We start from the raw sequence: 21,640 nt of genomic DNA on the forward strand, positions 1-21,640 counted from the left end.
AAATGCGGTGTTGAATTGATTTTTGTGAGATAAATTCTAATTAGAATATATCATATACTATATTTAAATCTAACTTATTTGCAAATTCGTAGGCTTTATCCATATTTTCATCCCATAAGTCTTTAGGATTATGGCAGTCAGAATTTATAATTACTCTTAAATTATTTTTACTAACCTTTTTCCAAAAGTTTTCATGAGGATAATGATACCTTTTTCCATCACAGAATTCATTTATTCCACGTCTTACACCATTTCCATTAATCTCAAGGATCATGTTATATTTCTTTGCACCTTGGATTATAATATCACATGCCTTTTCGCAATTATCATCCCAAGGAAAGTCATTTAAAAATATTAAGTCAGGATGGCAAAGAAATTTAAAGAATCCTGTGCTAAATGCTTCAACTATGCTATTAGCATAAGATATGTATTCATCAGTACTAGTTAATTCAAATGAGTTGCAAAAATTCCCCTTATGAGTAAATACATGTTGACCTAAAGCTAAGTAATCTAGATGTAGTTCATTTAATAAGTATTTATAGTAATCATAAGAATTTGGGTCGTATTCAATTTCTAGACCACAATATAATTTGATTTTGTCTTTATATTTTTCTTTTAGTTTTTCTACTGTAGAAATATATTCAGGAAGTTCTTTATATTCCATTCTAAAACCTAGTCTATCATCAGGATATGGTCCATGGTCACTCATACCTAAGGTAGTAAGGTTTTGATTTATAGCTTCAATTACATAATCTTCTTCATTTCCAACTGCATGTTTACATCTATATGTATGTGTGTGAAAGTTAACTTTGTTCTTCATAAAATCCTCCTTAGTAGTTTTATACTATTATAATTGTAATACAAAGGAGGACGTAATAAAAGGGATAAGAAGGATGAGGAAAAATTTAAAGAGTCAGTGAAAGGAACACTGACTCAGAAAGGTTTTGAGGAAGTTTGTGCAATGATGGTACCATATTTAGAATAATGAAAAAGGTGGAGTGGATATTTATTCTAATTTTTCGTGGTTGTCTGCTTCACTAAATTTATCCATCTATTTCTAAAAACAAGATTATCATATTTTTTTGTATATTCATCTATTTGTAATTTAGAATTACTACAAAACTCATGTATTTCATTAAGTGTATTAATTTCTTCTTCTGATAAGTAGACATTTTGTTTATCATTTAAAATTGAATTAAACTTTGATTGAAGAGTTGAAAGGTAGGATAAGGATATTTCATCATTTGCTCTATATGCTATTTCTGATAAGTCTCCATAGTTTTTTATAACATCCTGAAATGCCATAAATATAGATTCTAACTTAGAACGTTCAATATGTTTATCAGAAGGAAAGTTTAAATCTATATATTCACATTGTGCACTGATAGTAGTTAAATTGTTACTTAAATAATAATTTAGAGATTTATTATAAAAAATAAGAGTTTTTATAACAAATAAAAATATTATTATGAAAATTAGAGAACAGGTTATAAATATTTTTTTATTCAAAATGTAAGCCCCCTTAATTAAAATATAATTGGAAAATTCATTATAACAAGATTTTATTACTATTCATTAGTTTTTTGTAATACATGATTAATTTTATATAAATGTGAAATAAAAATATATTACTATTTTTTGAAATTCAGTGTATAATATTGGTAATAAATTATTATTGCTAGGAGGGACATTATGGTTTATAAATACAGTTCAAGCGATAAACTATATTTAAATGATATTGATAATTTTATAAACAATAATTTAACTATCAAGAAGTTAGTAAATAAAAATAAAACTAATTTTATTTGCTATCTATTTATTCTTTTAGTAGTCTGCTATTTATTATTGTTACTTTCTACAAAAATGTTATGGAAGGATTCATATATTAAACCTTTTTTAACTTGGGCTATTTTAACTATAACTTCATTTTTTCTATTTCCAAAGCTATCGTTACATGGATTAAAAAAATCTATTATTTCTAGTGGCGAACAAATGATTGAAAAAATAGATACTTCATATTATTATTCAAATAATACAAAAAGTATAAAACTAACAAAAAATCCTGATATAACAATACTAGAAATTGTAAAATTAAATGAAATCACTTTTATTTTAATATCACCAAAAAAATCTCCAAAGTTTGTAAAAGCTCTATATCCTATTCTGATTCCAAATAATCTTTTCAATTCTGAAGAGCAATATAAAAACTTTATTGAAAACATTACTAATTAGATTATGACCTCGTTAAAAATATCTTTAATGAATAAAAAAGTCTAAAGCTCTGTAAGCCTTGGACTTTATCTCTTATACTATATTAAAGGTGTATATTAGTAGTTTATTTCCCACAGTACTCTTTTATTGTATCAATTATCGTATATGTACAGTAAAGTACAGTACATCTATAATTAATTTCCTAAATAACCCCATAACTAAAAAATAAATCTACACAAATTATACCATATTTTTCTATATAACACTTTTAACTTCGCTAAATGCAATTTTTGCGAAGTTAAAGATCTTAACGGTTTTATGCCATTTGTAAGGCATTAAATTTTATAAAATTAAAAGCTTGCGTTTCTATAATATTATATATGTATAATAATGGAGTGATTATTATGAGTAAATTATTTAACTATCAAAATTTAAAATTTAATAAATTACTAAGCATAATATTAATTATTGCAACTATATCTAATGGTATTGGGTCACTTTTGTTATTAACACCAATTATAAATCCATTACTATTAAAGAAAATTCCTTATACCTTTAATGAAATTATTTGTTATTTTATTCTATCATTAATATCTTTTGCCTCATTTATTTTAATCCTTAGAAAAAATAAAATAGGAGTATTTATAATATATCTATTAGTTTTAATAGATTGTACTTATTTGTTAATTATTGGAGATTTGACAACTTTGATACCAAGGCTATTCTTATGGCTATTTCTTGCATATCTACTTTACAAAGATAAAAATCTCTTTAAATAATGAAATATGACTTTTAAAAACTTCTCAAAAATTAATATTTAAAATAATTTAGTATAGGAGGTGATATTATGAAATGTCCATATTGCTCTAATACCATGATAGCTGGAAACTTAATTGGTGATCGTTATGCAAATACTTAGGAATCTGATGATCCTAATTCTAAAGCTAGCTATATATACCTAAAAAGAGGTAGCTATTTTAAATGGAAAATCATTCAAAATCAAGCCTTTGTATGTCCTACTTGTAATAAAATGATTATTTATCTTGAAGTTGATAAAAATCGTTCTAAATATTAGTGAAAAATAACTCTTCTGGAGTTTTATATTTCAGTATTCTTCTTGGAAGAGTTTTCATCCAATCTTCTACAAAAGCAATATCATAACATGGATAATTTACTATGGATTTTTTATTAGTTCAGTTTTATTTTACAATTAGTCAAGATAAAATTTATATAAATCAGATTTGGGTTTTCTTATGACTGAAAGAATTTTGTAATACATATATCTGTATAGTATTCAAGCAGATTGAATATATATTCTTTAATATTATTAAATTTAAAACCTAGACTTTCTACTCTAGATATGTCCAAATTAGAATCAAAGATTCCATTATACTTTCCATTTATTCCATCACTACTTATTATCATTTTTTTACCTGTAGATTTTTCAATATATTCTATAATTTCTTTAATGGTTATAGATCCATAACTTGCAGCATTTATTGGACCCACATAATCAACATTACTTAACCAAGCTAAGAAATCACCTGCTTCTTTATCACTAATAAAACTTAAATTCGAATCAATATTATTAATATTTGTACTTTTGTTTAATATATTATTTTCTACATATGAATAAAGTCTTTTTGTATAATCATCTTTAGAAAGTACTACTGGAAACCTAACAGCTACAGTTTTAATATTATAATTTTGAAATACTACTGCCTCTGATAGTCTTTTTCCCTCTGCATAAGAAAAATCATTTCTATCTCCATAAATAACTTTATAAATATATGGATTAAATTCTTCCTCTTTTATATTTTTATTAAATTTATAGACAGCTGAACTTGATATTATTATGTATCTATCTGTTTTATCCTCAATTACATCACATAAGTCTCTTGCTGAATTAGGAGAATAACATAAATTATCATATATAATATCAAAATACTTTCCTTCTAAAGCTTTTTCAATACTTTTTTTATTTTCTCTATCTATAATTATCCTAGTTACCAAATCTCCATAACTATCTTGAGTTAAACCTCTTGTAGCTATAGTTACATTATGTCCACGCTCAATTAAATTTCTAACTAATACTTTCCCAAAAAGTCTAGTGCCACCTAAAATTAAAATATTCATTTCTACATCTCCTTTTTAACACATCTCTTATAACATTATAAAACTATAGTTGAATATTTATCTATAATTAGTTAGATTTTACATATAAAAATATGCCATAACATGTTAATAACCTATGCTACAGTATATTAATCTCTTATATCTTAACTAGTATATTGCCTTCTTATCTATTTTTAATAGAATATTAAGATACACTATAACAGATGATTTAAAGAAGATTGATGAAATAGTAAAGAGAGATAATTTTTGTTTGGCTTCTCCAATTAATCTAGCAACAAGATCATATCAATCATCTTTGTTTTCCCTTACTGCTATAACTGGCACTCTTTTATGCCTTTTATATCACTTAAGATTAAAAATAGATGTTCTATGACTTAAATATACATTATATATATTTTTATTTAAACTCCTCCTATTTCTTTTCTTAATTTGACTTTAAATATGAAGTTGCTACACTTTTTGGTAAAATATATAAAGGAGGGGTGGTTTTTATGAAGAGAATTTTGTTAGTTGAAGATGAAAAAGAGATTTCTTTAATGGTTAAGAATTATTTAACTAAGGAAGGGTATATAGTTGATACTGCTTTTAATGGTGAAGAGGGGCTATTTCAATTTAGGCAGAAGGATTATTCCTTAGTTATCTTAGATATAATGATGCCAAAGATGGATGGTATTGACCTTATAAAAAGAATAAGAGAAAAGAGTAATGTGCCAGCAATTATTTTATCAGCAAAGGATGGAGAAATAGATAAGGCTTTAGGGCTAGGATTTGGTGCTGATGATTATGTAGCCAAGCCTTTTTCAATGGTTGAGTTATCTGCAAGGGTTAAGGCAGCAATAAGAAGAGCTACTGAGTATTCTAATGAAGAAGTAAAGCAAAATAAGGTAATTAAAGTAGATGATTTAACAATAGATATAAATAATTATTCAGTAAAAAGAGGAGATGAGGATTTAAAGTTAACAAATAAGGAGTTTGAAATATTTAAGCTTTTCTTAACTAATCCTAATATAGTTTTTACCAAGGAACAGATTTATAGACAAGTATGGGAAGATGAGTTTATGGGAGATGACAATATAATAAATGTTCATATAAGAAGATTAAGGGAAAAGGTAGAGAGAGATCCATCAAAACCTAAATATATAAAAACTCTATGGGGAATAGGGTACAAGTATGAGAGGAAAGAGTAATGAAATTAGTTTTGTGGGTAGTAATAATAATTCTCCTATCTGTAACTATTTATGATAAATATAGGTTAAGAAGAATAACAAAGGACATTAAGTTTATTTCAGATGAGCTTAATAAGTTTAATGAAGATGAGATGTGTAAAACTTTATTGCTTCCTACTGATAAATTAGAGCTAAGAAGGTTATTAGTTGGTATAAATGATTTAATCAACTTTAATAGGAGGGAAAATACCTTAAGAATAAATAAGGAAACTACTATAAATAATATGCTTTCTAATGTATCTCATGATTTAAAGACTCCTTTAACAGTAATTATGGGGTATATAGAAATTTTAATTAAGGATTCTACTATTTCAGAAGATGAAAGAAATGAGATTTTAAATAAGATAAATACTCGTTCTAAGGAGGTATTAGAATTAGTAAATAAATTTTTTACCCTTGCAAAACTTGAAAGTGGAGATAAGAAAATAGACCTTGAAAAAATTGATTTAAGAGAGATTTCCAGGGAAATTATATTATCTTATTATGATATTTTATCCAATGAAGAATTTCAGGTTAATATTAATATGCCAGAGGAATCAGCTTATGTTTTAGGAAATAAGGAAGGGGTTGAGAGAGTAATTAATAATCTTATCAACAATGCATACAAGTATGGGGGAAGTGGTAAGTATTTAGGTTTCAACATAATTAAGGATGAGGAAAATACATTTATAGAAGTAATTGATAGAGGTAGAGGTATTTCAAAGGAAGAGCAGAAGAAAGTGTTTGAAAGAAGCTATATAGGAGAGTCATCAAGAAATAAAGAAGCTTCAGGAAGTGGACTAGGCCTTGCTATAAGTAAAAAGCTAGTTGAAAATATGGAGGGGGCTATAGAAGTGGAAAGTGAACAGGGGAAGGAAACTGTATTTAGGGTTGCTCTTAAGAACTTCACTGTTTAACTTAAGAACTATGTAAGAAATAAGAGATAAAATAGTTAAAAGTTAATTTTAGAATTAAGCCATAGGAAGGAGGAAGTTTTGTGGATAGGGTTTCTTTTAATAATGTTACAAAGGAATTTAAAAATAAAACTGTATTAAAAGGTGTTTCTTTTAATATAGAAGCAGGAGATATCTATGGTTTAATTGGTGAAAATGGAGCAGGTAAAACCACTCTTTTAAAGCTTATAGTTAATTTGTTAAAGCCAACAAGTGGAAATATACAAGTACTAGGAAAAGAGATTAAGAAAGATAGTTATGATTATTTAAGAAATATTGGAGCTTTAATAGATGAGCCTGTATTTTATAAAAAGTTAACTCTTTATGAAAACTTTAAGGTACATTGTGAATACTTAGGGTTTTATGATGAGGAAAAGTTAGAAAGTGTATTGAAAAGGGTAGGTCTTCATAATAAGAAGGATAGGAAAATTAAAGAATTATCCTTTGGAGAAAAGCAAAGACTAGCTATTGCTTATGCACTTATAACAGAACCAGAGCTTTTAATCTTAGATGAGCCAACTAACGGACTAGATACTATTGCAATAGTTGAACTAAGAGAGATTTTATTAAAACTTAACAGAGAGTTTAATACTACAATAATAATATCAAGTCATGCTATTAATGAACTTGAAACACTAGTGAATAAGGTAATGTTTTTAAAGAATGGAGAAATAGTTGAAGATGGATTACTAGAAGAGGTAAAGGAAAAGTGTTCAGTTTATATTGAAATTGAAGTTGAGGATTATTCAAAGGCTTTAGCTATTTTGGAAAAAGAATTAAATATAATAAATATGAAGCTTATAAATAAGGGTACTATTATAGTTTATGAAGCTTTAGAGGAAAGAAAAAAGATATTAAGCACTTTGGTAAAAAGTGATGTAGAGGTATTATCCTTTAATATGGTTCAAATCTCCCTAGAGGAATATTTCATAAAAAAGGTAAGGGGGATTTAAATGTTTAATTTAATGAAGATAGAATTTAAGAAGAACAAAATAAAGAGTGATATTTTTGGAGTGATTTTAGCCAATATTGCTATATTTATTGCATCAACAATTACTGCTATATTAGTTGGTTTTAAAGATGTTTCCCAAGAAAATGTGATCTACTATCATATAGAACAAATTGTACAGGTAACAGTAGTTATATTTTCTGTTTATGGTGCAATACTAGTGGGTAACTTAGTAGGTGATGAATTTAATGATGGCACAGTAAAAACACTATTTTTATATCCTCAAGCTAGAGGAAGAATATTATTAGCTAAGGTTTGTACTGTTATAGCCTTTGTTGTTTTAAGTATAATATTTACCTTAGGATTGCAACTAATTTTATTCTTAGTAAGTAATAGGGTATTTAGTTTTTATGTAGGCTTAGGATACAACTATATTGTAAGCAGGCCAATTATTTATCTTATGGGAATAATATCAGCTATAGGCTTTGTGCTTTTAGCTACATTTATATCCTATAAGAGCAAGTCAACATTGTTAACAGTGTTAGTTATACTTTTAGTATCTGGAAAGAGTTATGCTGATAGGCTTGGAACAACAAGCACTTTAAATACTGTTTTTCCAATTATTATATTTATCATAGGAATTTTATCTTATATATATGTAGCTAAAAATCTTAATGAGATAGATGTGTAGGAGGAAAAATATGAGACACTTTAATAGAAAATATTTATTTTTCATAATAAGCTTCATTTTTATATTAGGATTTTTAGCTGTTAAATATATGGCATCTCTTACACTGAAGTGTGTAGCTAACTTTGACAAGTCAATTACACTAAATTCTCATTATATATTAACTAATACCTCTACAAAAGAATATAAAGTAATTACAAAGGAAACTTCAGAGGTAGTTATTTCTGAATATATTAATTCATATAAAATAAGTGGATATAATATCTATTTAAAACAAACACCTAGAGATGGCACTAAAACAAACTATTGGGTTATATGTGATGATAAAATTATAGGTCCTATGGATAATGCTGCACTTTACTCTAAATATAAGGTTGATTCTAATACTTTTGAAAAAATAACACCTTAAGAGTTATCAAAGTATATTTAATTATCGTCTTTATTCCAAACTTATGTGGCTAGTATTTTTTTATTTAGAGAAGTAATAATAATTTATTCTTTATTAGTTAATCCTATTAATAAATGATTAAGAAAAAAATCTCTTGTTGCTAGGTTTTTAAAATGATGATAAAATTAACTTGAGGGCAAGAGAAAACGTTATCATAAATATGGGAGGGACATAATATGAAGAAAGATGAAAAGTTAAATGAACAAGTATTAAATGGTGAAGTAAACGAAGGTGTACAAAGTCAAGGAGTAGTAGATGACGGGGTAAAGGACCAAGCTACTATATTAAAGGAATATGAGGATACTTTAGGATATTAATTAGGGTAATAAGGTATAAAGATAGAGAAATTGCAAAGCAATTTCTCTTTTTTACTGTCTAGGAAAGTATAAAATTTCAATTAGCTATAAATCAAAGGTATTATTACATTTTCATATTAAAAAATATAAAAAAGGATAGTAATTTTATAATTTCCTTACCTTTAATACGTGTGGGGTGAATATTTGTTTCCATGTGACTTGGAGCTTGCGACGGAACAAGGGAAATAAATATCCGCCACACCTTTTTTATTAATTTACTGATAAAAATTGTTCTGTAAGTTCCTTATTATTGTAAAGTGTTATTGCATTTTGTATAATCTGAACATTAAAATTTCTAGCTATTAATTGTTCACCATCAACATTACATACAATATCTTCATCAGTTTTTATTATTAATGAATCACTTTTTCCTTTATGTATAATTGGTGATTTTTCATGACTACCTTTAATTAGTTTTAAGAAAAGGCTAGGAATTCTTAATTTTGATATTTTTTTAGCAAAGTAAATATCAAAAAGACCATCACTAAGTTCTGCATTTGGTGCAATCTTGTAACCTCCACCATAATATTTTCCATTACATATGGCTAGCAAGGTGAACTTGTCCTTTATTTGAGAGTTATTTAAGTTAAACTCAAGGTCCTTATATTTATACTTAAAGAAAGTATAAAGAATACTTATGTTATAAATTTGAGATGCTGGAATTTTAGTCTTTTTCATTATGCTTACATTGTTAGCAACATCAGCATCAATTCCAATACAAGCTATATTTATAAAATATCTATCATTAATTTTTCCTATATCAATAGTTGGAGAAATCTCATCCATAGCCATAAGTACTCTATGAAAATCATTTCCGCTACCAGCTGGAAGAATCCCAAAAAGATTCTTAGAGCCAACAATACCATTTAATACTTCGTTCATAGTACCATCTCCACCAACACTATAGATTATACCTCCTAAGTTTTCATATTCTCTTGCTATTTTTGTGGCATCATTAGGAGCTTTGGTAAACCTTACAATGTAGTCTATATTTTCTTTATTGCATACTTCTTTTATCTTATTAAGTATTTTTAAACTTTTTCCTCCACCAGCAAATGGATTTACAATAAATACATGTGTCATAAAGTCCCCCTTATTTAAAAAGCTGTATATATTAAGTATATCATTATTGGTTATGTAGTATATATACAATAATGATAAAAATGAAGAGTATAAGTGGTAGATGAATACATTGACTGGACTTTTATAAGAATATACAATTTAAGTATAAAATGCAATATTATGGGATGTAGAAGGGGGGATAATAGAATGAGCACATTTAATAATAGTGATAGAATAAATCCAATATATACATGGCCAGTAATAATTATAGCAATTATACTATTTTGGCCGGTTGGTATTTACTTGATTTATAAACGTACACAGATAAATAGAAAGACAATTTTAACTACTGGAAAAGGAGTAAGAATTGCTTCATACGTATGTTTCTTTATGATTTTTTGTGGGATTGTATCCTTTGTTGATAGAGGGTGGGATTTATCTGATATAGTTTTAGCGCTATTCTTTTTAGTAGCTGGAGTAGTTCTATTTATGACGTCAAAAAAACTTTCAGTAAAAGCAGAAAAATATAGAAAGTATATTGCTATAGTAATAAATGGAGGAGAATGTAATTTAGTAAGAATTGCTGAAATAGCAAACTTAACTGTTAGAGAAGTAAGGGAAGATATAGATGATATGATAAGTTCAGGATATTTTCAAGGAGCTTATATTGATGAAAGGGAAAATGAATTAGTAATTCCATCACAAAAACCTAATAATGAGTACTATAAACCTAATGTTGTTGTTTGTAAGTGTTGTGGTGCTAGGAATATAGTTAAGGGTAGTGTAGGAAGATGTGAATACTGTGATTCTCCAATATAAAAAGTACACGTCATTTTTTGACGGTAAAATCTCTAACTTTTAGTGATAGACTAAAAATATAAAATAAAAGGAGGAGATATTATGGCTTTTTCAAAAGACTTTTTATGGGGGGGAGCTACAGCAGCAAACCAATTTGAAGGTGGATGGAACAAAGGTGGTAAAGGATTATCTACTGATGATGTTATTACAAATGGAACACATACTTCACCTAGATTAGTAACTTATAAATTACAAGATGGAACAACAGGCGGTGTGCCTATGTTTAACATAAAAGATATTCCAGAAGGGGCAGAGCTTTGTTGTCTTGATGATAAATTATATCCAAATCATGATGGAATAGACTTCTATAGTAATTATAAAGAAGATATAGCTTTATTTGCAAAGATGGGATTTAAATGTTTTAGATTATCAATAGCATGGTCAAGAATATTCCCACTTGGATATGAAGAAACACCAAATGAAGAGGGATTAAAATTCTATGATAATGTTTTTGATGAATTATTAAAATATGGAATAGAACCTATAGTAACAATATCTCACTATGAAACACCTCTTGGATTAACTAAGAAGTGGAATTCATGGGCAGATAGAAGAACTATAGATTGTTATGTAAGATACTGTGAAACTATTTTTAATAGATATAAAAATAAGGTTAAGTATTGGATGACATTTAATGAAATAAACTGTATAGAACTTGGAAGTTATATGGCAGGTGGTGTTATTGCTAGAGATAAGCAAACTACTATGCAAGCTGCTCACCATCAATTTGTTGCAAGTGCAAAAGCTGTAATTCTTGGACATAAAATTAATCCTGAATTTAAAATAGGTTGTATGCTTGCATATATGTTAAATTATCCATACAGTTGTAATCCAGATGATGTTTTTCTAGCTTGGCAAAAATCAAGTAGTAACTATTTCTACACAGATGTTCAATGTAGGGGATATTATCCTTCTTATAAGCTAAAAGAGTTTGAAAGAGAAGGTATAAATATAAAAATGGAAGATGGAGATAAGGAAATATTAAGGGAAGGAAAGGTTGATTACTTAGCCTTTAGTTATTATATGTCCTTAACTGTATCAGCTAACCCAGAGGATGGAACTAAAAAATCATCTGGTAACTTAATGGGTGGTATTAAGAACCCTTACTTAGAAGAGTCTGATTGGGGATGGGCAATAGATCCAACAGGAATGAGAGTTGCTTTAAATTATCTATATGATAGATATCAAATTCCATTATTTATAGTAGAAAATGGACTTGGTGCATTTGATAAGGTTGAGGAAGATGGTAGTATAAACGATGATTATAGAATAGATTATTTAAGAAAGCATATAAAGGCTATGGATGATGCTATAAACGTTGATGGAGTTGATTTAATGGGATACACACCATGGGGATGTATAGATTTAGTTAGTGCATCAACTGGAGAAATGGCAAAGCGTTATGGTTTTATTTATGTTGATAAATATGATGATGGTACTGGTAATTATAGCAGAAAGGAAAAGAAGTCCTTTAACTGGTATAAGAAAGTAATTGCATCTAATGGAACAGATTTAGATTAGAATATACTCTACAATAGTCCTTCAATTGTTTTTTTGATGTTTAGATGATATAATGTCAAAAGAATTTATTGGAGGATTATTTTTTATGGAATATATTTTAATGGTTTTATTTCAATATATTAGGGAACACTCAGATAATGATACTAATATCATTATTGCAAAGAAACTTATTAATAATATAGATAAAGTAAAGGATATGAATTTAGAGAGGTTTTCGGAATTATGTGCTTGTTCACCATCAACTGCAACAAGATTTTTTAGAGAAATTGGGTTGAAGAATTTCACAAATGTAAAGGCAATTCTAGAAATGCCTAGTGAAGTTTATAAATATGAGGACTTTAGTCAGGAAGGCTATTATGAAAAGATAATAAATGGACTAATGGTTACAAGAAATAATTTATCTAATGATATTATAGAAAGATCAATTAAGTTAATAAAGGATGCCAAAAGAGTTATTATTTTTGGGTTTGAAAACAACCTAGCTATAACATTAGAATTTCAATGTAGAATGATGATGAAGGGAAAATACGTTGAAGTATTACCTATAAGTTCTGTAGATGAAGAAGTTTTGAAGTTAACCAATAAAGATTTAGCAATTTTTATTTCTTTTAAGGGAAATTATTTTACAATTGAAGATAATCAGAACATGGTATCTGAAATGAAGGGAAAAACTATTCTTATTACAGAAAATGAGAAAAATGAATTTACTAAGTATTTTGATTTAATACTTTTATGTGGGGATAATTCATTATATGGGGAAGGAATGTATTCTTTGTTATATATATTAAATACATTATGTGCCAACTATAAATAAATACAGGTCAAAATTTAACGTCTAAAGTTTAGCATATTTGTGCTAAACTTTTTTTGATGATAAAAATATTTTACTAAATATTTAGTGAAAATAAGGAGGAGTATAAAATGAATAATGAGAGAATTAAAATTAATGAAACAGCCTATTTAGACACATATATTCTTCATAACTCACAAGAATATAATGTTGGTAAGAAAAGACCATTAGTGGTTGTTTGTCCTGGTGGAGGATATGCATTTACAAGTGACAGAGAAGCAGAGCCAATAGCATTAAAGTTTAATAGTGTTGGATTGCATAGTGTTGTACTTTGGTATACTACTGGAGATGTAAATAAAAATACACCAGAACATGCTTTAATAGAGCTTGCAAAATGTATGAAGATAGTAAAGGAAAATGCAGATAAGTGGCTTGTAGATACTGAAAAAGTTATAGTATGTGGTTTCTCTGCAGGTGGGCATTTAGCTGCAAATTTAAGTGTAAATACGGTAAATCAAGAACTTGCAGATAAAGCGGGTGTTACCCTAGAAGATTTAAGGTTATGTGCATCTATTTTATGTTATACAGCAATTGAAGCGAATCCTACAGAACCAGGAGAGAAGGGATTTGGTAGCAAAATATTTGACTTAAAATATAGCCAAAATGAAAGATTTTTTGGAGTTGACAACCCAACTGAAGAGGATTTAAATAAATTTAATCTAGTAAACAAAGTAAGCAAAGATGTACCACCAACTTTTATGTGGCATACATTTGAAGATGTGTTGGTTGATGTATCTGGAATAATTAAGTATTCATTAGCTTTAAGAGAAAACAATGTTCCTTTTGAGCTTCATATTTTTGAAAAGGGTGAGCATGGACTTGCTTTGTGTGATAGAACAACAGCTAGAAAGGACAGTCATTTTAATAATCATGTAATACGTTGGTTTGATTTGTGTATGGAGTGGCTTTCAGATTATATAGATTAATAAATATTTATAGAAAAAGAGTGTTATTACATAAGGGAATAGCACTCTTTTTTATATATAAATACATATAAGGGGAGTTTATACAATATTTACTAAATATTAAGTTGATAAGAAAGCTTATATTAGTACTAAAATGTAGTTTTTTTCTAGTTAAAAGAGAATAATAGAAGAAAAAAGCATAAATTTAATAAAATTTAGTTTAAATTTAGTAAATATTTATTTATAAAAAGGTTTACAAATTTAGAAATACCATTTATAATTAGTATTGTAATAATTGATCAATTAAATAATTAGAAGAACTCATTTATAAATTTGGAGGGGTTAAGATGAAAGACAAAGAACAAATTATGGACAAGGTTATGCTATTTGCTGAAAAGGTAAAAACTAACAACTATCTTTCTGCAATATCAAATGGGTTAATGATGTTGATGCCTTTATTAATGATTGGATCAATCGCTTTATTGTTAGCTGTATTGCCTATCGATGCATGGAAACAATTTTTAACTGATACAGGTATAAGAACTTATTTAATGGCGGCTTCAACACTAACAACTAGTCTTATTGCCTTATATGCATCTTTTACTGTGGCTTACTGTTTAGCTGAAAATTTAGGACAAAAAGCTATAGGTGCTGGATGTATATCGGCATTCTGCTTCTTAATTATTACTCCATTAGCTAACTTTGAAACTGGTAGCTATTTAGATATTGGTTGGCTTGGTGCTAAGGGATTATTTGGAGCTATGATAGTAGCTTTAATTGCAGGTAGATTATATTGCTTGTTCCTTGATAAGAAAATAATAATTAAAATGCCAGAAAGTGTACCACCTGTAGTGTCAAATACTTTTGCGGGGTTATTCCCAGCAATTATAGTAGGGTTCTTATTTGTATTTGTTGCTTTTGGATTCTCTTTAACTAAGTATGGTTCTTTTGCGGATTTTGTATATGGGATAATCGCAGCACCACTACAAAACCTATCTGGATCAATATGGTCATTATTATTTATTATATTAATTCAAATGGTGCTTTGGATATTTGGTCTACATGGTTCTTTAGTTGTAGGAAGTTTTATAAGTGCTTTATACTTACCAATGGATACAATGAATATGGAAGCTGTTATGGCAGGAGTTGCAAATTCTGATTTACCTAATATAATGGGTAAAACTTTCTATGGATTATTTGCAGGTATTGGTGGTGCTGGTGGTACTTTATCTCTTATATTTGTAATGCTTATATTTGCAAAAGCTAAACAACATAAGGCGATTGCTAAATTAACTGTTGGTCCTGGATGTTTTACAATTAATGAGCCTATAGTATTTGGGTTGCCTTTAATATTAAATCCAATTATGGCAATACCATTTATAACTGTTCCATTAATTCAAACTTTAGTAGCTTACTTAGCGATTGCAGCTAATATAGTGCCAAGATTAAATGGAGTTCAAGTTCCTTTTGGTATGCCTATATTAGTAAATGGTGTACTTGCAGGTGGTTGGAAAGTAGCAGTTCTTCAAGTTGTCTTAATAGCTATAGGTATGTTAGTTTATTTCCCATTCTTCAAAGTATTAGATAAACAAGCTTTAAAGAGTGAAGAAGTTTCATCTGAAGAAACATTAGTGCAATAGTGTTCAAAATATAAAATAATAGAAAATAAGAGTTTGAGGCTGTCTTTAGCTGAAAACTCTTATTAATTATAGAGGAGAGGTAATTTATGGAGTATAAAATTAGATTAGGTGTTGTAGGAACAAGAAGAAATATTTTTAGTAGAGAAGATGCTATAAAATACAATGATATTATATTAGATAAATTAAAATCTATGAATATTGATATTGTAGATATTAAAGATATAAATGAAGAGGGGTTATTATTTGATGAAAGTCATGTTCAACCTATAGTTGATAAACTAACAAGTGAAAAGGTTGATGCTTTATTTTTTCCACATTGTAACTTTGGAACAGAAGATTTAGTAGCGAAGGTAGCTAAAAACTTTAATCTTCCAGTTCTTTTATGGGGACCTAAGGATGAAAGCCCTTTAGAAAATGGAGCAAGACTTAGAGATTCTCAATGTGGTCTTTTTGCAACAGGAAAGATATTAAGAAGATTTAGAGTTAAGTTTTCTTATTTAACAATGTGTGATGTAGAAGATAAGCAATTTGAAGATGGAATTAATAGATTTATTGCAACTAGTAATATTGTAAAGGAAATTAGAAACTTAACAGTATTACAAATTTCAACTAGACCAGCTGGATTCTGGACAATGATGGTTAATGAGGGAGAGTTGTTAGAAAAGTTTAATATTAAGGTTCATCCTGTAACTATGGTGGATGTTCAAAAAGAAATGAACAGATTAGTAGAAGAAAATGGACAAGAATTACAAGATGTAGTTAATTATATGAAAGAAAAAATGATAATTAATGTAAGTGAGGATGGAGTAAGAAAAACAGCTGCTTTAAAAATAGCTATGAAAAACTTTGCTAACAAGTATGGATGTAAAGCTGTTGCAATTCAATGCTGGAACTCAATGCAAGATGCATTAGGAATATTCCCTTGCGTTGCAAACTCACTATTAAGTGATGAGGGAATTCCTGTAGCTTGTGAAACAGATATTCATGGTGCTATTACATCGGTAATAGCTCAAGCAGCTACTATGGGAAAAGTTAAACCTTTCTTTGCAGATTGGACAGTTCCTCATCCAACAAATCCAAATGGAGAACTTTTACAACATTGTGGCCCATGGCCTGTTTCGTTAATGAAGGGAAAACCAAGCTTTGGAGCACCATTTGCATTTAATCACTCTCATCCAGGAGCATTACATGGAGAGCTTATTGGTGGAGATATGTCTATAATTAGATTTGATGGTGATAATGGAGAATATTCATTATTAATGGGACATGCTAAAGGTATAGAAGGACCATTTAATCAAGGAACTTATGTATGGATTGAAGTGGAAAACTTAAAGAGATTAGAAGAAAAGTTGGTTTGTGGTCCATATGTCCATCATTGTGTGGGAATTCATGCAGATATACTTCCTCAAATATACGAAGCATGTAAGTATCTAGGATATTTAACTCCTGATTTTTATGATAATATAGAAGAAAAAGTAAAAGAGCAATTAAGAGGTGAATAAAATATGGCTGTAAAGGTAAGTGACAACCAAAGAACCTTTATAAAGGATGGAAAGAAGTTTTTTTATTTAGCAGATACATGTTGGAGTGCATTTACAAATATAACAATTGAAGAGTGGGAATATTATTTAAACCTAAGAAAGATGCAAGGGTTTAACGTTTTACAAATAAATATTATGCCACAGTGGGATGCTAGTGGTACAGATCTTAATTACTATCCTCTTCCTACAAAGGATAAAAAGACTTTTGAATTTACTGATTTTAATATGGAATATTTTGAACGTGCAAAAACTATGTGCAAAATGGCTAAAGATAAAGGGTTTGAATTAGCATTAGTAGTTTTATGGTGCAATTATGTCCCTGGAACATGGGCAAGCAATATGAATAGTTCAAATATAATGCCATATGATTTTATTGATAAATATGTAGAAGTGGTACATGGTACTTTCTCAGATTTAGAACCTATGTATGTAATTAGTGGAGATACTGATTTTGATACAGAGGATACTAAAAAGTATTATATGAAGGCATCAAATTTATTAAGAGAGCTTGCACCAAACTTGTTGCAAACACTTCATATAAAAGGAAGGTTAGATGAAATTCCAGAAGAGTTTATTGATAAAATAGATTTTTATATGTACCAATCTGGTCATAATGCGCAAAACTTAGCTATGCCATATTTATTAGCAGAAACTCTATACAAAAAGTATCCAGCAAAGCCTTTACTAAATTCTGAACCATGTTATGAACAAATGGGATTTAGTAGAAGAATGTACGGAAGATTTTATAGATACGATGTTAGAAGAGCAGCTTGGATGAGCATACTTTCTGGTGCATCAGCAGGGGTGACTTATGGAGCTCATGGTATTTATAGCTGGCATAAAATAAATAAAAATTTTGGACTTGGAATAGGTGAAGGTTTTGATGCCCCTAATCCTTGGAACGATGCAGTTAAGTATCCAGGAGCTTGGGATTATGGCTATATAAAGTATATTTTTGAAATGTATAATATAGGAGAGCTTGTTCCTATGGATAAAATATTAAACGAAGTTAAAGATATTAGAATGGCTGGTACATTAGAAAAAGATAAAATATTTATCTATGTTCCAGTTAATACAACTGTTAAAGTTGATTTAGACTTATCGGATTATAACATTAAAATTATGGATTTAGAAGATAAGAATATTTGTATACCTAACTATGAAGTTGTAGATGGAAAAACAACTATTCACATGCATAATTTTGAACAGGATGGATTAATAATATTAGAAAAAGAGATTTAACATTTGTTAAATCTCTTTATTTCTCTAAAAAAATACATGAAAGTGATAAATATTTAGTAAATATGTTTGTTTTTATTTAAAAATAGGATATACTTATAATAGTGAATAAAAAGAAATTAGCATAAGAAGGTAAGGAGAAAAAGATGAAGACAATAATGCAAGATATTGCAAAATTAGCACAAGTATCTCCTGGAACAGTTTCTAATGCCCTTAATAACAGAAAAGGAGTAGGGAAAGAAACGAAGGAGAGAATACTGAAGATAGCAGAAGAATTAGGATACTTCAAAACTCAAAAAAAGAGTGAAGATAAAATAATTAGAATGATAAAATTCAAAAAACATGGATATATATTATCAGATACTCCATTCTTTTCAAAGTTAATTGAATCTTGTGAAAGAACTTGCAGAAATAGTGGGTATGAACTTTTAATTACTCAAGTTGAAGCTGGAAAAGATACTAAGGAAGATATACAAAAAATATTTACTCAAAAGAGAGTAGATGGAATATTGCTTTTAGGAACTGAGATGGAAGAAGAAGATTTTAGTGAGTTTGAAAATCTAAATATTCCAATGGTAGTTGTAGATACTTATTTTAAAGCTAAGGATTGTGATTTTGTTCTTATTAATAACGATAGAGGAGCATATTTAGCTACTAAATATATAATTGATAGAGGTATTAAGGATATTGGTTATATAGGTAGTACTGTAGATATTAGCAACTTTAAGTGTCGTAAAGAAGGATTCTTTCAGTCAATGAAAGAGCATAACCTAGAGGTTCATGAAGAGAATATGTATAAGGTAGAACCAACTACAGATGGAGCCTATAGAGATTTTAAAGAGATATTATCAAATGAAAATATAAAACTTCCAAAAGCATTGTTTGCATTTAATGATATTATTGCATTAGGTGCAATAAAAGCTATGAATGAAAAAGGAATTAAAATTCCTGAAGATGTGTCCATAGTTGGATTTGATGATATTCCATTTAGTGATATGATAAATCCTCCAATGACTACTGTAAGAGTAGATGTTGAAAGATTAGGCAAGGTTTCTATTAATAGACTAATAGAAAAGATAGAAGAAGAGGATGAAGGAAAACTAAAAGTACAAATATCTACTGATATTGTTGAAAGAAAAAGTGTTATATAAAAGGTTTTAAGAGCTGATTTAATAAAGTCAGCTCTTTTTTGTTTGCCTGAACTAAAAATTTATTTAAAAATACTAAAATATTTACTAAATTTATTGAAAAATATGTACTAAATATTTATAATAAGGGTAAAGGATAAAATATGGGAGGGAAAGTAATGAATAATTTAGTATTAGAGTTAAATGAAAAAGCTAGAGAAATTAGAAAAGATGTAGTTAATTTAGTTTACAGCGCAAAAGCTGGACATGTAGGAGGTTCACTTTCTAGTGCAGATATAGTAACTACACTTTATTATTCAGTTATGAATGTTAATCCAAAAGATCCTAAAAATGAAGATAGAGATAGATTTATAATGAGCAAAGGTCATGCAGCAGAGTTATTATATTGTGTTCTTGCTGATAAAGGATATTTTTCAAAAGAGAAATTGGAGAGTTATAGTAAGTTTGGTTCAACTTTAATTGGACATCCAAATAACAAAAATGCAGGAGTTGAAATTAATACAGGGGCATTAGGTCATGGACTTTCAGCATCTGTAGGAATGGCACTTGGTGCCAAAAGAGATGAAAAAGATTATAGAGTGTTTACATTATTAGGAGATGGAGAACTAGCAGAAGGTTCTGTATGGGAAGCAGCTATGGCAGCAGCTCACTATAAGCTAGATAACTTAACTGCAATTATAGATAGAAATGGACTTCAAATATCAGGAAGTACAGAAGATGTTATGGCTTTAAATTCTCTTGAAGATAAATGGAGAAGTTTTGGTTGGAATGTAATTGTTTTAAATGGTCATGATATAGAAGCATTATTAAAAGCATTTTCAAAAGATTCAATTCAAAAGGACAAGCCTACTATGATAATAGCTAATACAGTAAAGGGAAAAGGTGTATCATACATGGAAAATGTTGCAAAGTGGCATCATGGAGTACCTACTGAAGAAGAATATAAGATTGCAATGAAAGAACTTAATAGTTTATAGGAGGGATTAATAATGAATAAGATAGCTAATCGTCAAGTAATTTGTGATACATTAATGGAACTAGCAAAGGATGATAAAGATATATATGTTTTAACAAGTGACTCTAGAGGTTCTGCATCAATGACAAACTTTGCAAATGAATATCCTAAGCAATTTGTTGAAGTTGGAATAGCAGAACAAAACCTAGTTGGAATAGCAGCAGGACTTGCAACTACAGGAAAGAAGTGCTTTGCAGCATCACCTGCTTGTTTCTTAACAATGAGAAGTATAGAACAAGTTAAGGTAGATGTTGCATATTCAAATACTAATGTAAAGTTAATAGGAATAAGTGGAGGAGTAAGCTATGGTGCATTAGGAATGTCCCATCATTCACTTCAAGATATTGCTGTAATGAGAGCTATTCCTAATATGGATATATTTTTACCAGCAGATAGGTTTGAAACAGAAAAACTTGTAAGAGAATTAGTTAAATATGATAAACCAGCTTATATAAGAATAGGAAGAAATCCTGTAGATGATGTTTATGAATCAACTGATTTTGACTTTCAAATTGGTAAAGCTAATGTTATGAGAGAAGGAAAAGATATAACAATTATTGCAACAGGAGAAACAGTAAAACCAGCAATTGAAGCATCAGATGAACTTAAAGAATTAGGAATTAAATGTAGAGTGTTAAATATGAATACTATTAAGCCTCTTGATAAAGAAGCTATTATAAAAGCAGCTAAGGAAACAGGGCACATTATTACTGTGGAAGAACATAGCATTTATGGTGGACTTGGAGCTGCTGTATCAGAAGTAGTTGTACAAAATGCACCAGTTCCAATGAAAATTGTTGGCATTAAGGACGAAGCAGCAATTACAGGAACAAGTAAAGAAATATTTAATTACTATGGCTTAAGTAAAGAAAATTTAGTAAAGTTAGCTAAAGAATTAATTGGAAAAAACTAGAC

The 21,640-nt window shown here is 28.5% G+C and carries 22 protein-coding genes and 1 pseudogene; 18 read left to right on the plus strand and 5 right to left on the minus strand.

Annotation, left to right across the window (positions count from 1 at the left end):
- Window positions 1-40: 40 nt before the first annotated feature.
- Complete coding sequence (locus DR024_RS09420) at window positions 41-820, minus strand: histidinol-phosphatase (protein WP_027099727.1); 780 nt, start codon at window positions 818-820, stop codon at window positions 41-43.
- 191 nt (window positions 821-1,011) lie between these two features.
- Window positions 1,012-1,509 carry a hypothetical protein gene (locus DR024_RS09425; protein ID WP_055183565.1) on the minus strand — a complete coding sequence of 166 codons (498 nt, stop codon included), beginning with the start codon at window positions 1,507-1,509 and terminating at the stop codon, window positions 1,012-1,014.
- 183 nt (window positions 1,510-1,692) lie between these two features.
- Between DR024_RS09425 and DR024_RS09430 the strand changes: the two genes are divergently transcribed.
- Window positions 1,693-2,232, plus strand: coding sequence for a hypothetical protein (locus DR024_RS09430; protein ID WP_055183564.1), 540 nt, complete (start codon window positions 1,693-1,695; stop codon window positions 2,230-2,232).
- A gap of 383 nt (window positions 2,233-2,615) precedes the next feature.
- Entirely contained in the window at window positions 2,616-2,990 is a 375-nt protein-coding gene (locus DR024_RS09435) for a hypothetical protein (protein ID WP_055183563.1), read from the plus strand.
- Window positions 2,991-3,275: 285 nt separating this feature from the next.
- Here the strand turns inward: DR024_RS09435 and DR024_RS18285 are convergent.
- Both DR024_RS18285 and DR024_RS09440 read right to left on the minus strand, forming a co-directional pair.
- A pseudogene (locus DR024_RS18285) lies at window positions 3,276-3,389 on the minus strand (IS30 family transposase); the annotation flags it as partial.
- A 73-nt stretch (window positions 3,390-3,462) separates the two neighbouring features.
- Entirely contained in the window at window positions 3,463-4,347 is an 885-nt protein-coding gene (locus tag DR024_RS09440) for an NAD-dependent epimerase/dehydratase family protein (RefSeq protein WP_027099729.1), read from the minus strand.
- Window positions 4,348-4,838: 491 nt separating this feature from the next.
- Between DR024_RS09440 and DR024_RS09445 the strand changes: the two genes are divergently transcribed.
- The 6 genes from DR024_RS09445 (at window position 4,839) to DR024_RS17705 (ending at window position 8,907) form a co-directional block, all read left to right on the plus strand.
- Window positions 4,839-5,534: a response regulator transcription factor gene (locus DR024_RS09445; RefSeq protein ID WP_055183562.1), complete on the plus strand. Its 696-nt coding sequence runs from the start codon at window positions 4,839-4,841 to the stop codon at window positions 5,532-5,534.
- A complete protein-coding gene (locus DR024_RS09450) occupies window positions 5,534-6,469 on the plus strand; it encodes a sensor histidine kinase (RefSeq protein WP_055183561.1) in 936 nt (311 codons plus the stop codon). The genes DR024_RS09445 and DR024_RS09450 overlap by 1 nt, the downstream gene beginning before the upstream one ends.
- 80 nt (window positions 6,470-6,549) lie before the next feature.
- Window positions 6,550-7,458: an ABC transporter ATP-binding protein gene (locus tag DR024_RS09455; protein ID WP_111918602.1), complete on the plus strand. Its 909-nt coding sequence runs from the start codon at window positions 6,550-6,552 to the stop codon at window positions 7,456-7,458.
- Window positions 7,459-8,145, plus strand: coding sequence for an ABC transporter permease (locus tag DR024_RS09460; protein WP_055183560.1), 687 nt, complete (start codon window positions 7,459-7,461; stop codon window positions 8,143-8,145).
- 10 nt (window positions 8,146-8,155) lie between these two features.
- Window positions 8,156-8,551, plus strand: coding sequence for a hypothetical protein (locus tag DR024_RS09465; protein WP_055183559.1), 396 nt, complete (start codon window positions 8,156-8,158; stop codon window positions 8,549-8,551).
- 215 nt (window positions 8,552-8,766) lie between these two features.
- A complete protein-coding gene (locus tag DR024_RS17705) occupies window positions 8,767-8,907 on the plus strand; it encodes a hypothetical protein (protein WP_155849331.1) in 141 nt (46 codons plus the stop codon).
- Between the two features lie 249 nt (window positions 8,908-9,156).
- On the opposite strand, the gene DR024_RS09470 is transcribed toward DR024_RS17705, so the two are convergent.
- Window positions 9,157-10,029 carry a diacylglycerol/lipid kinase family protein gene (locus DR024_RS09470; protein WP_051196079.1) on the minus strand — a complete coding sequence of 291 codons (873 nt, stop codon included), beginning with the start codon at window positions 10,027-10,029 and terminating at the stop codon, window positions 9,157-9,159.
- A 186-nt stretch (window positions 10,030-10,215) separates the two neighbouring features.
- Between DR024_RS09470 and DR024_RS09475 the strand changes: the two genes are divergently transcribed.
- The 10 genes from DR024_RS09475 (at window position 10,216) to DR024_RS09520 (ending at window position 21,638) form a co-directional block, all read left to right on the plus strand.
- Complete coding sequence (locus tag DR024_RS09475; protein ID WP_027099735.1) at window positions 10,216-10,827, plus strand: hypothetical protein; 612 nt, start codon at window positions 10,216-10,218, stop codon at window positions 10,825-10,827.
- 81 nt (window positions 10,828-10,908) lie between these two features.
- Entirely contained in the window at window positions 10,909-12,387 is a 1,479-nt protein-coding gene (locus tag DR024_RS09480) for a glycoside hydrolase family 1 protein (RefSeq protein ID WP_055183558.1), read from the plus strand.
- Between the two features lie 85 nt (window positions 12,388-12,472).
- On the plus strand, window positions 12,473-13,201 hold the full coding sequence (locus tag DR024_RS09485) for a MurR/RpiR family transcriptional regulator (RefSeq protein WP_027099737.1): 729 nt from the start codon (window positions 12,473-12,475) through the stop codon (window positions 13,199-13,201).
- 107 nt (window positions 13,202-13,308) lie between these two features.
- Window positions 13,309-14,163, plus strand: coding sequence for an alpha/beta hydrolase (locus tag DR024_RS09490; RefSeq protein ID WP_027099738.1), 855 nt, complete (start codon window positions 13,309-13,311; stop codon window positions 14,161-14,163).
- Window positions 14,164-14,489: 326 nt separating this feature from the next.
- Entirely contained in the window at window positions 14,490-15,782 is a 1,293-nt protein-coding gene (locus DR024_RS09495; protein ID WP_027099739.1) for a PTS sugar transporter subunit IIC, read from the plus strand.
- 86 nt (window positions 15,783-15,868) lie between these two features.
- Window positions 15,869-17,284 (plus strand): L-fucose/L-arabinose isomerase family protein, encoded by a 1,416-nt coding sequence (locus tag DR024_RS09500; RefSeq protein WP_027099740.1) that lies wholly within the window; start codon window positions 15,869-15,871, stop codon window positions 17,282-17,284.
- A gap of 3 nt (window positions 17,285-17,287) precedes the next feature.
- The gene (locus DR024_RS09505) at window positions 17,288-18,565 is read left to right on the plus strand and encodes a glycoside hydrolase family 140 protein (RefSeq protein ID WP_027099741.1); all 1,278 of its coding nucleotides are present in this window, start codon (window positions 17,288-17,290) and stop codon (window positions 18,563-18,565) included.
- Window positions 18,566-18,708: 143 nt separating this feature from the next.
- Window positions 18,709-19,713, plus strand: a complete 1,005-nt coding sequence (locus DR024_RS09510) for a LacI family DNA-binding transcriptional regulator (RefSeq protein ID WP_027099742.1) — start codon at window positions 18,709-18,711, stop codon at window positions 19,711-19,713.
- Window positions 19,714-19,868: 155 nt separating this feature from the next.
- The gene (locus tag DR024_RS09515; RefSeq protein WP_027099743.1) at window positions 19,869-20,687 is read left to right on the plus strand and encodes a transketolase; all 819 of its coding nucleotides are present in this window, start codon (window positions 19,869-19,871) and stop codon (window positions 20,685-20,687) included.
- A gap of 12 nt (window positions 20,688-20,699) precedes the next feature.
- The gene (locus DR024_RS09520) at window positions 20,700-21,638 is read left to right on the plus strand and encodes a transketolase family protein (protein WP_034867065.1); all 939 of its coding nucleotides are present in this window, start codon (window positions 20,700-20,702) and stop codon (window positions 21,636-21,638) included.
- Window positions 21,639-21,640: the final 2 nt, after the last annotated feature.

This window comes from Clostridium paraputrificum, from assembly GCF_900447045.1.
GTDB classification, from domain to species: Bacteria; Bacillota; Clostridia; order Clostridiales; family Clostridiaceae; genus Clostridium; species Clostridium paraputrificum.

Excerpts from the sequence above, each read along its gene's own strand:
- DR024_RS09420 (WP_027099727.1), bottom strand. The coding sequence starts at position 820 with ATGAAGAACAAAGTTAACTTTCACACACATACATATAGATGTAAACAT.
- DR024_RS09430 (WP_055183564.1), top strand. The coding sequence starts at position 1,693 with ATGGTTTATAAATACAGTTCAAGCGATAAACTATATTTAAATGATATT.
- DR024_RS09435 (WP_055183563.1), top strand. The coding sequence starts at position 2,616 with ATGAGTAAATTATTTAACTATCAAAATTTAAAATTTAATAAATTACTA.
- DR024_RS09440 (WP_027099729.1), bottom strand. The coding sequence starts at position 4,347 with ATGAATATTTTAATTTTAGGTGGCACTAGACTTTTTGGGAAAGTATTA.
- DR024_RS09445 (WP_055183562.1), top strand. The coding sequence starts at position 4,839 with ATGAAGAGAATTTTGTTAGTTGAAGATGAAAAAGAGATTTCTTTAATG.
- DR024_RS09450 (WP_055183561.1), top strand. The coding sequence starts at position 5,534 with ATGAAATTAGTTTTGTGGGTAGTAATAATAATTCTCCTATCTGTAACT.
- DR024_RS09460 (WP_055183560.1), top strand. The coding sequence starts at position 7,459 with ATGTTTAATTTAATGAAGATAGAATTTAAGAAGAACAAAATAAAGAGT.
- DR024_RS09465 (WP_055183559.1), top strand. The coding sequence starts at position 8,156 with ATGAGACACTTTAATAGAAAATATTTATTTTTCATAATAAGCTTCATT.
- DR024_RS17705 (WP_155849331.1), top strand. The coding sequence starts at position 8,767 with ATGAAGAAAGATGAAAAGTTAAATGAACAAGTATTAAATGGTGAAGTA.
- DR024_RS09470 (WP_051196079.1), bottom strand. The coding sequence starts at position 10,029 with ATGACACATGTATTTATTGTAAATCCATTTGCTGGTGGAGGAAAAAGT.
- DR024_RS09475 (WP_027099735.1), top strand. The coding sequence starts at position 10,216 with ATGAGCACATTTAATAATAGTGATAGAATAAATCCAATATATACATGG.
- DR024_RS09480 (WP_055183558.1), top strand. The coding sequence starts at position 10,909 with ATGGCTTTTTCAAAAGACTTTTTATGGGGGGGAGCTACAGCAGCAAAC.
- DR024_RS09485 (WP_027099737.1), top strand. The coding sequence starts at position 12,473 with ATGGAATATATTTTAATGGTTTTATTTCAATATATTAGGGAACACTCA.
- DR024_RS09490 (WP_027099738.1), top strand. The coding sequence starts at position 13,309 with ATGAATAATGAGAGAATTAAAATTAATGAAACAGCCTATTTAGACACA.
- DR024_RS09495 (WP_027099739.1), top strand. The coding sequence starts at position 14,490 with ATGAAAGACAAAGAACAAATTATGGACAAGGTTATGCTATTTGCTGAA.
- DR024_RS09500 (WP_027099740.1), top strand. The coding sequence starts at position 15,869 with ATGGAGTATAAAATTAGATTAGGTGTTGTAGGAACAAGAAGAAATATT.
- DR024_RS09505 (WP_027099741.1), top strand. The coding sequence starts at position 17,288 with ATGGCTGTAAAGGTAAGTGACAACCAAAGAACCTTTATAAAGGATGGA.
- DR024_RS09510 (WP_027099742.1), top strand. The coding sequence starts at position 18,709 with ATGAAGACAATAATGCAAGATATTGCAAAATTAGCACAAGTATCTCCT.
- DR024_RS09515 (WP_027099743.1), top strand. The coding sequence starts at position 19,869 with ATGAATAATTTAGTATTAGAGTTAAATGAAAAAGCTAGAGAAATTAGA.
- DR024_RS09520 (WP_034867065.1), top strand. The coding sequence starts at position 20,700 with ATGAATAAGATAGCTAATCGTCAAGTAATTTGTGATACATTAATGGAA.